9 protein-coding genes are annotated in these 10,919 nt (G+C 74.6%); 4 read left to right on the top strand and 5 right to left on the bottom strand.

Annotated elements, in window-relative coordinates; genetic code table 11:
• Positions 1-131: 131 nt before the first annotated feature.
• Positions 132-737, bottom strand: a complete 606-nt coding sequence (locus tag AA75_RS51575; RefSeq protein WP_051811451.1) for a carbonic anhydrase — start codon at positions 735-737, stop codon at positions 132-134.
• A gap of 456 nt (positions 738-1,193) precedes the next feature.
• Here AA75_RS51575 and AA75_RS00170 point away from each other — a divergent pair, with 456 nt between their 5' ends.
• Complete coding sequence (locus AA75_RS00170) at positions 1,194-3,566, top strand: helix-turn-helix domain-containing protein (protein ID WP_051811453.1); 2,373 nt, start codon at positions 1,194-1,196, stop codon at positions 3,564-3,566.
• Positions 3,567-3,608: 42 nt separating this feature from the next.
• Here the strand turns inward: AA75_RS00170 and AA75_RS00175 are convergent, their stop codons facing one another.
• Entirely contained in the window at positions 3,609-4,439 is an 831-nt protein-coding gene (locus tag AA75_RS00175) for an alpha/beta fold hydrolase (protein ID WP_033817571.1), read from the bottom strand.
• A 359-nt stretch (positions 4,440-4,798) separates the two neighbouring features.
• On the opposite strand from AA75_RS00175, the gene AA75_RS00180 reads away from it, so the two are divergent.
• On the top strand, positions 4,799-6,268 hold the full coding sequence (locus AA75_RS00180) for an NAD(P)/FAD-dependent oxidoreductase (protein ID WP_051811455.1): 1,470 nt from the start codon (positions 4,799-4,801) through the stop codon (positions 6,266-6,268).
• A gap of 30 nt (positions 6,269-6,298) precedes the next feature.
• Here AA75_RS00180 and AA75_RS00185 read toward each other — a convergent pair whose 3' ends face one another.
• Positions 6,299-6,706, bottom strand: a complete 408-nt coding sequence (locus tag AA75_RS00185) for a RidA family protein (protein ID WP_033817572.1) — start codon at positions 6,704-6,706, stop codon at positions 6,299-6,301.
• A 94-nt stretch (positions 6,707-6,800) separates the two neighbouring features.
• Here AA75_RS00185 and AA75_RS00190 point away from each other — a divergent pair, with 94 nt between their 5' ends.
• Together AA75_RS00190 and pip are read left to right on the top strand one after the other, a co-directional pair.
• Positions 6,801-7,181, top strand: coding sequence for a helix-turn-helix domain-containing protein (locus AA75_RS00190; protein WP_033817573.1), 381 nt, complete (start codon positions 6,801-6,803; stop codon positions 7,179-7,181).
• 90 nt (positions 7,182-7,271) lie between these two features.
• Positions 7,272-8,231: a prolyl aminopeptidase gene (pip, locus tag AA75_RS00195; RefSeq protein ID WP_033817574.1), complete on the top strand. Its 960-nt coding sequence runs from the start codon at positions 7,272-7,274 to the stop codon at positions 8,229-8,231.
• A gap of 73 nt (positions 8,232-8,304) precedes the next feature.
• Here pip and AA75_RS00200 read toward each other — a convergent pair whose 3' ends face one another.
• Positions 8,305-9,333 (bottom strand): ABC transporter permease, encoded by a 1,029-nt coding sequence (locus AA75_RS00200; protein WP_033817575.1) that lies wholly within the window; start codon positions 9,331-9,333, stop codon positions 8,305-8,307.
• The gene (locus AA75_RS00205; RefSeq protein ID WP_033817579.1) at positions 9,330-10,808 is read right to left on the bottom strand and encodes a sugar ABC transporter ATP-binding protein; all 1,479 of its coding nucleotides are present in this window, start codon (positions 10,806-10,808) and stop codon (positions 9,330-9,332) included. The genes AA75_RS00200 and AA75_RS00205 overlap by 4 nt, the downstream gene beginning before the upstream one ends.
• Between the last annotated feature and the right edge of the window lie 111 nt (positions 10,809-10,919).

Here is a 10,919-nt window from a genome sequence, read left to right on the forward strand (position 1 = left end):
GGCCGCCCGGCCGGCGACCGCACGGCCGTACCGGCGGCCCTCCCGGCCGCCTCGCCCTGACCCGGCCCCGCCCCGCCCCGGCCCGGGCCGCCCGGCGTTCGGCTGCCCACGGCGGTGGTCCGGTGCCGCCGTCAGGACGGCAGGAAGTCCACGCAGCCGCTGTCGAGGGAGTAGTAGGCACCCAGTACCCGGACCCGGTGCCCGGCGACGAGCGGGGCGAGCAGCGGGTCCTCGCGCAGCTGGTCGGCGGTGAGCCGGATCTGCGCGTGGACGGTGTTGTCGACCTGGTCGCCCGGCAGGGGCCGCGCCGCCTCGTACGCGGGCCGCAGTGCCTCGACCACCTCCACCAGGTGGGCCGGTACCTCGGTGCCGTTGTTCAGCGTCTCCACGGCGAGGGTGACGGCTCCGCAGCGCTGATGGCCCATCACCACCACCAGCGGGGTCACCGCCTCCTCGGCGCCGTACTCGACCGCGCCCTGGACCAGCCCGTTGTTGGTCTGGGCCGCCGTCCGGACCACGAACAGGTCCCCGACGCCACGGTCGAACACGATCTCGGGCGGCACCCGGGAGTCGATGCACGAGAACACCGTGGCGAGCGGATGCTGGCCCGCCGCCACGGCCCGGCGGCGGGCCACGGTCTGGTGCGGATGCAGCAGTTCCCCGGCGACCCAGCGTTCGTTCCCCTCGACCAGCCACCGCAGGGCCTCGTCCGGGCCCGGCGTGAACCCGTCCGGCACCGGGGCAGCGCCGGGTCGGCGATGCTGCTCGGCGCCGCGGACGCCCGCGCGGCGCCGAGCAGCGGAGCGGCGAGGGCCGAGGCCCCGCCGAGGAGGAAGCGGCGCCGCGCGGGGCGGGCCGCGCGGGGGAGGTCGGCTGCTGAACCGGGCATCTGTGGTCTCACCATTCCTGGAGATCGGTCGGTCCCGAGCTCGAGTGTGGGGGCCGGGTCCCCGGGCCGGTCCCGCCACGCCCGTCCGGGTCGGCCGTTGCGGCCGCGGATCACCCGCCCGGAGGCACCCCGGGCGCCGCCCGGTGCGGCTGCCCGGTGCGGCCGCCCGCCGGGACCCGGCCTGACGCGACGTCACGGTGGGGCCCGGGCTGCGGGGGCACCCCCTCGCCGCGTTCACGCGCCCCGCCCGGCGGACCGTAGGCTCGTCCCGTCCCGTCATGATCAAGAAAGGGTGCGAGCAAGGGTGCAGCCGCAGACAGAACCGTTCGGACCGCTGCTGCGCGGTCACCGGCGCAGGGCGAACGCCACCCTGGAGGAACTCGCCGAGCGATCGGGGGTCAGCGCACGGGCGATCGGCGACCTGGAACGGGGCCACAGCCGGCGCCCCCAGATTCGTACCGTGCAGGCGCTGGCCGACGCCCTCGCCCTGGACGGGGACGACCGCGCCGCCCTGGTGCGCTCCGCCCGGGCCGCCCGGACCGCCTCGAGCGGGCCCAATCTGTGCGAACTCCCCGACGCCGTGGCCGACTTCGTCGGACGGCAGGAGGAAGCCGACTGGCTCGCCCGGGGAAGTGCGGCCACCACCGGTCCGCGGGTCGCGATCGTCTCCGGCCCACCGGGCGTCGGCAAGACCGCGCTGGCCGTGGAGACCGCCCGCAGGGTGGCCGGGCGGTACGGCGACGGCTGCCTCTTCCTCGACCTACGCGGACTGGACGCCCGGCCGGTCGAACCGGCCCAGGCCCTGGTGCGGCTGCTCAGGGCACTGGGGACGGGCGACAACGACATCCCCGTCGACACCGACGAGCGGCGGAACCTGTACCGGGCCCTCGTCCGCGACCGGCGGATCCTGCTGGTGCTGGACAACGTCGCCCACGAGGGGCAGCTGCGCCCGCTGCTGCCCGGGCGGGGCCGGGCCGAGGTCTGGGTCACCAGCCGGCGCGCCCTGAGCGGCATCGAACACGCCAGGCGGCTGCGGCTCGGTCCGCTCCCCGCCGTGTCCTCGGCCGAGCTGCTGGCCGCGATCACCGCCGGCGGCCCGGACGGTGCGGGCGGCGCCGGACGCGACAGCACCGTTCTCACGGACAGCACGGACAGCACGGACAGCACCGACAGCACCGCGCTCACCGACATCGCCGGTCTGTGCGGCCACCTCCCGCTCGCCCTGCGGATCGCCGGGAACCGGCTGCTCAGCCGCCCCTCGTGGACGGTGCGGGACCTCGCCGACCGGCTCGCGGCCGAGGACCTGCGGCTGGACCGGCTCACCGCCGGCGATCTCCACATCCAGACCGCGTTCTCGCTCTCCTACGAGCAGCTGGCCGGACCGCAGAGGTCGCTGTTCCGCCGGCTGGCGCTGGTCCAGGGACCCGACTTCGGGGTCGAGCTGGCCGCGGTCCTGGCGGAACTGCCCGCGCACCGGACCGAACCGATGCTGGACGAGCTCATCGAACTGGGCCTGCTCGTCCCCACCACGGACGACCGGGCCGCCTTCCACGATCTGATCCGGCTCTACGCGACGAAGCGCCTGCACGACGAGGAACCGGCCGAGCTGATATCGGCGGCCCGGGAGCGCGCCGGCCGCTGGTTGCTGGACTCGGCCTGCGCCGCCGGCGCCTGGTTCGAGCCCGACGGGGGCCGGGCGCCCGCCACCGGCACGGCTGTCAATGCGACGGCTGCCACCGCCGGCCCGCCCGGCGGTACCCCGGTGGGCGTCCTCGCCCCGGACAGCCGGACCGCGGCGCTGGCCTGGCTGCAGGCGGAGAGCCACAACTGGTTCGCCGCGCTGCGGGAGGCGGCGCGTACCGGACGGCACCGGCTGGTGGTCGACGTCGCGGAGGCCATGCACTGGTTCTCGGACTGGTGGGTGCACTGGGGGCACTGGCACGAGGTCTTCGAGCTGGCCCGCGCCGCCGCCCACGAGCTGGGCGACACCGCGGCGGAGGCCATCCAGCTGAACTACCTGGCCTGGGCCCTGCGGGCCTGCCTGCGGGACGTGACGGGCTCCGAGCGGCGCGCACTCCAGGCGGAGGAACTGGCCCGGCAGTCCGGCGACCGGGTCCAGCAGGCGTGGGCCCTGCACTACGCCGCCGCGGCCGCCGGCGCCGAGCAGCGGCACGAGGACGCGCTCGAGCGCGACGACCGGGCGGCCGAACTGTTCCGGGCGGCCGGCGACCGGGAGGGACACCCGCAGGCACTGATCTCCAAGGCCGACACCCTCTGCGAGCTGGGCCGGCCCGCCGAGGCACTCACCACCCTGCGCCGGGTCGTCACCCTGGTGACCGACCCGGACACCGCACCCGCCCCGCACATCGCGGACTTCACGCTGATGAACACCTGGCGGCTGATCGGCACGGCGCACCTCGCGCTCGGCGAGCGGACGCAGGCCGCCGCGGCCTACCGGACCGCGCTGGCGACCGGCCCCCGGGTCCAGGTGCCCTATCTGCGCGGCCTGGTCCTGGAACGGCTCGCCGAGGTGCTGCGCCAGGAGGGCGAGCCCGCCGCCGCGCAGCGGGCGCTGGAGGAGGCGCACGACATCTACACCGCCTCCGGCATGGCCGCACGGGCCGCGGGGGTGGCGGCCGCGCTGCGGGCCGGGCCGCCGGAGCGGACGGGCGGCTGACCCGCCGCCGGCGGGCCCGGGGAGCCCCCGGCGCCGGTCGGGTCAGCCCAGGAAGGCGAGCAGTTCGCGGTTGACCTCGGCGGCGTGGGTCCAGATCAGGCCGTGCGGCGCGGCCGGGAGGACGACCAGCTTCGCGCCGGCGATCCGCTCCGACAGCGGGAGCGCGGTCGCCTCCAGTGGCAGGGTCCGGTCGGCGTCACCGTGCACGATCAGGGTGGGCACGTCGATCCGGGGCAGGTCCGCCCGGAAGTCGGTCCGCCAGGCCGCCACACAGGCCAGGGTCGCCCGCGCCGACGCACCGACCGCGATGTTCCAGCTGTACTGCACCACTTGGTCGCTGACCCGGTCGCCGCCCAGCACGTCCACGTTGTAGAAGTCGTGCAGGAAGCCGGTCAGGAAGGCCGGGCGGTCGGCGGCGATGGCCTGCTCGATCCCCGCGAAGACAGCGCCGTCCACCCCGGACGGGTTGTCCTCGGTCAACAGCAGGAACGGCGGCACGACACCGAGCAGCACCGCCCGGTCGACCCGCTCGGACCCGTACCGCCCCAGGTACCGGGTCACCTCGCCGGTGCCCATCGAGAAGCCCACCAACGAGACGTCCCGCAGGTCGAGTTGGGAGATCAGCTGGTGCAGGTCGCCGGCCAGGGTGTCGTAGTCGTACCCGGAGTCGGGCTGCTCGGAGCGGCCGAAACCGCGGCGGTCATAGCTGATCACCCGGTGGCCGGCGTCCAGCAGGGCCGCGGCCTGCTTCTCCCAGGACGCCGCGTTCAGCGGCCAGCCGTGGATCAGGACCACGGGCCGGCCGGTGCCGTGGTCCTCGTAGTAGAGGCGGATCGGGGCGGAGTTCTCTTCACCCACGGTCAGGAAAGGCATGTCGGTGCTCTCGTTTCGGCTGGTGGAGGAGGTGCGGACCGCACACCACCCGGGCCCGCGCCGGCGGCGGCGCCACGGTGGGTCGGCCCCGCCACCGTAGGCGGCCGACGCGGCGCCGGATGTGCCCGGGGCGCACACGGTGTTGCCGCCGCGGGAACACCCGCCGCCCCACCCGGACGCCTCCCCGGCACGGGAGTTGACCCACCGCGCACGGTGCTGTGCTCCGCGCGCCCGACCCGGCCGCGGCCCGCTCCACCCGGCCGCCGCCGCCCACCGGCGGGCTACCCTGGCCCTCCGCACGGCGGCCCCCGGCGCGCGGCCACGGAACCCCGACCAGCTGTCCCTGCCGAGGAGTTGCCATGAACGACCGGACACCGCAGGACCCGCCGCCCCTCGGCCCGGGTACGGCCGACGCCTACGACGTGGTGGTCATCGGCGCCGGCCCGGCCGGCGAGGTGCTCGCCGACCGGGCCGTCAAGGCCGGGCTGACCGCCGCGGTGGTCGAGGCCGAACTGGTCGGCGGCGAGTGCTCGTACTGGGCGTGCATCCCCAGCAAGGCACTGCTGCGCCCGGGCGCCGCCCTCGATGCGGCGCGTTCGGTGCCCGGCGCCCGCGAAGCGGTGTCCGGTCCTCCCGACCCGGCGGCCGTCCTCGCCCGCCGGGACGCCTTCGTCTCCGGCTGGAAGGACGACGGCCAGGCCGCCTGGCTCGACGGCGCCGGGATCGACCTGGTCCGCGGGCGGGGCCGGCTGCTCGGCGAACGCCGGGTCGAGGTGCGCGACCCGGCGGGCGGGCGGCGGATCCTGACGGCCCGCCGGGCGGTGGTGCTGGCCACCGGCAGCGCCGCCGCGCTGCCCCCGGTCGAGGGGCTGGCCGGGAGCGGGGCGTGGACCAGCCGGGAGGCGACCGCCGCGGCCGCCGTACCCGAACGGCTCACCGTCATCGGTGGCGGCGTCGTCGCCTGCGAGCTGGCCACGGCCTGGAGCTCGCTCGGCTCCCGGGTCACCATGCTGGTGCGGGGCTCCGCCCTGCTGGCCGGCTGGGAACCGTACGTCGGGGAGGAGGTCGCGGACGGGCTGCGGGAGCTGGGCGTCACGGTCCGCTTCGGCGTCCGGGCGGTGCGCACCGAACGCGCGGACGGCGGGATCACCACCGAACTGGACGACGGCTCCACCGTCACCGGCGACGAACTGCTGGTCGCCGTCGGCCGGCGGCCCCGCACGGACGACCTCGGCCTGGAACACGTGGGCCTGGAACCCGGGTCCTGGCTGGAGGTGGACGACAGCTGCCAGGTCGCCGGGGTCGCCGGAGGCTGGCTGTACGCCGTCGGCGACGTCAACGGACGCGCACCGCTGACCCACATGGCGAAGTACCAGGCGCGGGCCTGCGCCGCCGCGATAGCCCGGCGGGCGGCAGCGGGCGAGGCCCCGCTCCCGGCCGGCCGGCGCCCCTGGTCGGCGGCGTCCGACCGGGACGCCGTACCGCAGGTGGTCTTCACCCGGCCCGAGGCGGCGTCCGTCGGCCTCACCGAACTGCGGGCCCGCCGGGCCGGCCTGACGGTCCGCACCGCCGAGTACCGGATCGGCGACGTCGCGGGTGCGGCCCTGCAGGCCGACGGCTACCGCGGCCGCGCGAAGCTGGTCGTCGACGAGGACCGCGGCGTGGTCGTCGGCTGCACCCTGACCGGCCCCGACGCCGCCGAGCTGATCCACGCCGCGACCGTCGCCGTGGTCGGCGAAGTGCCGCTGGAGCGGCTGTGGCACGCGGTTCCGTCGTTCCCGACGGTCAGCGAGGTGTGGCTGCGCCTGCTGGAGGCGTACGGCCTCTGATCCCCGGCGCCCCGGGCGGGGAGCAGCCGGTCAGTCGAGGACGGCGGTGGCCTCGACCTCGACCAGGTGCTCGGGCACGTCCAGTGCCGCGACGCCCAGCAGGGTGGCCGGGGGGACCGGGGTGACCCCCAGCCTCGCGGCCGCCCGGGTGACCCCCGCCATCAGCAGGGGCATCTTGTCGGGCGTCCAGTCGACGACGTGGACGGTCAGTTTCGCCACGTCGTCGAAGGAGCCGCCGACCTCGGCCAGGGCGGTGCCGATGTTGAGGTAGCACTGCTCGACCTGGGCGGCGAGGTCGTCGCCGCCGACCGTGGCGCCGTCGGCGTCGCAGGCGACCTGTCCGGCGACGAAGACCAGTTTCGACCCGGTGGCGACCGCCACCTGCCGGTAGGCGTCGATCTTCGGCAGTCCGCCGGGGTTCACCAGAGTGATGGCCATGTCCGTCCGCTCCGCTCTCTTGTGGTTACTCAGGAACCGTAGGAGAGTGTGCGGCGACGTGGAAGAACGCACTTTTCAGTGACCGAGGAACCAGATGGTGACCAAGAAGCTCACGGATCCGGCCGATGAGGCGGACCTGAGGCGGGCGGATTCGCTGGGCCGGGAGATCTTCTCGGACATCGCCAACAAATGGGCGCTGCTGATCATCGAGGCCCTGGGGGAGCGGACCCTGCGCTTCGGCGAGGTACGGGACGAGATCGAGGGCATCAGCCACAAGATGCTCACCCAGAACCTGCGCATGCTGGAGCGCAACGGCCTGGTCGAGCGCACGGTGCACCCCGTCGTACCGCCGCGGGTCGAGTACACCCTCACCGGGCCGGGTCAGGCCCTGCGGGTGACGATCGACGGACTGTGCGACTGGACCCACCGGTACGTCGGCCACATCGACGCCTCGCGCCGGCGCTTCGACGCCTGACGCCTCACCGGACGGACCGTCAGAACCCTTAGTCGGTACGGGAGAAAATCACGGTGGCCGGCTGCGGGTGCCCGCGTAGGATCCTCCGTCATGGTTGATCTCTATCCTCCGACCGATCCCTACGACAGTGGATTCCTCGACACCGGGGACGGCAACCGCGTCTACTACGAGCAGCTCGGCAACCCCGGCGGCAAGCCCGCGCTGGCCGTCCACGGCGGCCCGGGGTCGGGCGCGTCGAGGCGGCCGTCCAGGGCCTGGGACCCGGAGCACTACCGGCTCGTCCGCTTCGACCAGCGCAACTGCGGCCGCAGCACCCCGCACGCCGCGGACCCGGCGGCCGACATGAGCCTCAACACCACCCAGCACCTGATCGACGACATGGAACGGCTGCGCGAACACCTCGGCATCGAGAAGTGGCTGCTCAGCGGCGGCTCCTGGGGTGCGACGCTGATCCTGGCCTACGCGCAGCAGCACCCCGCGCGGGTCACCGGGATCACCCTCCAGGCGGTGACGACCACCCGCCGCTCCGAGATCGACTGGCTCTACCGCGGTGCCGGGAGGTTCTACCCCGAGGCGTGGGACCGGTTCCGCGACGGCGTCCCCGCGGGCGAACGGGACGGTGACCTGCTGGCGGCCTACGCCCGGCTGATGGAGAACCCGGACCGGGCGGTGCGGGAGAAGGCCGCCGCCGACTGGCTCGCCTGGGAGGACGCGGTCATCTCGGACGAGCCCAACGGGCAGCCCGGCATGTACAGCGACCGCGAGGTCGACGACCAGATCGCGTTCGTACGGATCTGCGCCCACTTCTTCAGCAACGGGGCATGGCTGGCGGAGGACCAACTGCTGCGTGACGCCCACCGGCTGGCCGGGATCCCGGCGGTGCTGGTGCACGGCCGGCACGACATGGGCAGCCCGGTGCAGACGGCGTGGGAGCTGGCCAAGGCGTGGCCGGACGCGCGGCTCCAGATCTTCGAGGACTCCGGGCACGCCGGCAGCCTGGCGATGCAGGAGGCGGCCCGGGCGGCCGTCGAGGAGTTCAAGCACCGCTGAGCCCCCGCGGGCCCCTGCCGTGACGAGCCGTCATGGCAGGGGCCCGCGGGAGCCGGCGCGGATCCGGGGGCGGTCAGCCGGGGAGGCCGACGGCGCGTTCGCCGTTGCGGCGCTGCTGGATGACGACGGCGACGACCAGCAGGGTGCCCTGGGCGACGTTCTGCCAGAAGGCGTTGATGCCCTGGACGGTGAGGCCGTTCTCCAGGCAGCCGAGCAGGGCGACGGCGAGCAGGGTGCCGCCGATGCCGCCCTTGCCGCCCTTGAGGGCGGCGCCGCCGAGGGCGGCGGCGGTTATGGCCTTGAGTTCGAGGCCTTCGCTCCCGGAGGTGGGCTGGCCGCTGCCGGTGCGGGCGGTGAGGAGGATGCCGGCGACGGCGGCCACGGTGCCGATCAGGGCGTAGACGGCGATCAGGTACTTGTTGATGTTGATGCCGGCGAGGCGGGCGGCGGTGTCGTTGCCGCCGATGGCGTAGAGGTTGCGGCCGATGTCGGTGTACTTGAGCAGCAGGTGGGCGGCGAGTGCGGTGAGGATGAGGATCCAGACCATGACGGGCAGGCCGGCGATCTTGCCGCGGCCGAGGAAGACGAAGATGTCGTCGTTGAGGACGTAGCCCTGGGCGCGTCCGTCGGACAGGAGTTGGGCGAGGCCCTTGTAGGCGGCGAGGCCGGCGAGGGTGGCGATGGTGGGGTTGACCCGGCCGTAGACGATGACCAGGCCGTTGAGGGTGCCGATCAGCAGGCCGACGGCGATGGCGGCGGCCATGCCCGCGAAGGGGTTGGCGCCGGCGGAGGTGAAGGCCATGGCGCTGACCACGGAGGCGACGCCGGCCTGGGAGCCGACCGAGATGTCGAGGCCGCCGCAGATGATGACGACGGTCTGGACGACGGCGAGCAGGCCGGTGATGGTGGCGGCCTCGGCGATCACCTGCATGTTCGACACGGAGAGATAGTTGTCGTTGAGGATCCCGAACAGGGCCAGGACGGCGGCCAGGGCGCCGATCAGGCTGAGGTTCTGGCCGCCGACGGAGGCGAGGGCGGACGGGCGGGTGCGGACGGCGGGCCGGTCCTTCGCGGCGGGCCGCGGGGTGGTGGTGGCGCTCATGAGGCTGCTCCAGGGGCGGGGGTGGTCGCGCTGAGGTCGTCGGCCATGGCCAGGGCGAGGATCGCTTCCTCGGTGGCCCGGGCGCGATCGAGTTCGCCGGTGATCCGGCCGCCCTGCATGACGACGACGCGGTCGGCGAGGCCGAGCACCTCGGGCAGCTCGGAGGAGATCACCAGCAGCGCGACGCCCTCCTCGGCGAGGTCGGCGATGATCTGGTAGATCTCGGCCTTGGCGCCGACGTCGATGCCGCGGGTGGGCTCGTCCAGGATCAGGACCTTGGGTTTGCGGGCGAGCCAGCGGGCGAGGACGACCTTCTGCTGGTTGCCGCCGGAGAGCTTGCGCACCTCGTGCTCGATGGACGGGGTGCGCACCCGCAGCCGGTCGGCGTACTGCTGGGCGAGCGCGCGTTCGGCGGTGCGGCGGACGAAGCGCAGGCGGCGCAGCCGCTCCAGGACCACCAGCGAGGTGTTGTCGCGGATAGAGCGGTCCAGGAACAGCGCCTGGGCCTTGCGCTCCTCCGGGGCCAGGCCCAGGCCGGCCCGGATGACGGCGCCGGGCCGGCCGGACGGCAGGGGGACGCCGTCCAGGGTGACGGTGCCGGAGTGCACGGGCAGGTCGCCGGCCAGGGCGAGGGCCAGTTCGGAGCGGCCGGCGCCGATCAGCCCGGCCAGGCCGACGACTTCACCGGCCCGGATCTGCAGGGTGATGTCGCGGACGTGGTCGGTGGTCAGGTCCTGCACGTCGAGGACCACGCGGTCGGTGGCGACGTGCTCGCGCGAGAACATCGCGGACAGGTCGCGGCCGACCATCAGCCGGACCAGTTCGCCGTCGTCGGTCTCGCTCGCCGCCTGGACGCCGACCAGTGCGCCGTCGCGCAGGACGGCGATGCGGTCGGCGAGCCGGAAGATCTCCTGCATCCGGTGCGAGACGTAGACCACGGCGATGCCCTGGTCGCGCAGGCGCCGGATCAGCGCGAACAGGGCCTCCACCTCGTGCTCGGACAGCGAGGAGGTCGGTTCGTCGAAGGCGATCACCTTGGCCTCGCCGGTCAGCGCCCGCAGGATCTCGACCAGTTGGCGCTGGGCGGGGGTGAGCCGGGAACCGGGCAGGTCGGGGTCGAGGACGCCGGCGAAGCCGAGCCGCTCGAGGTCGGCGGTGATGCGGCGGCGCAGTTCGGCGCGGTCCAGCCGGCGGCCGGCCCGGCGCGGCAGCGCGCCGGCGTAGACGTTCTCGGCGACCGAGACGTGCGGGATGATCTCGGGTTCCTGCGGGATGATCCGGATTCCGGCGGCCCTGGCCTCGGCGGGTGAACGCAGGTCCACCGGGGTCCCGTCGATCAGGACGTGACCCTCCGTCGGCTGGTGGTCGCCGCTGAGGATCTTCAGCAGGGTGGACTTCCCGGCGCCGTTCTCGCCCATCAGCGCGGTGACCCGGCCGGCGGGGAAGTCCAGGGTGACGCCGGTCAGGGCCTGCACCGACCCGAACCGCTTGCCGACCCCCTGGACGCCGGCGGCGGCCCGGCCGGTGGCGGGGGCCGGAGCGTCGGTCTGCGGTCCGCCGTCGTGGCCGGTGGGCGGGCGGGGGTC

Source organism: Kitasatospora sp. MBT63, assembly GCF_000710465.2.
GTDB lineage: Bacteria > Actinomycetota > Actinomycetes > Streptomycetales > Streptomycetaceae > Kitasatospora.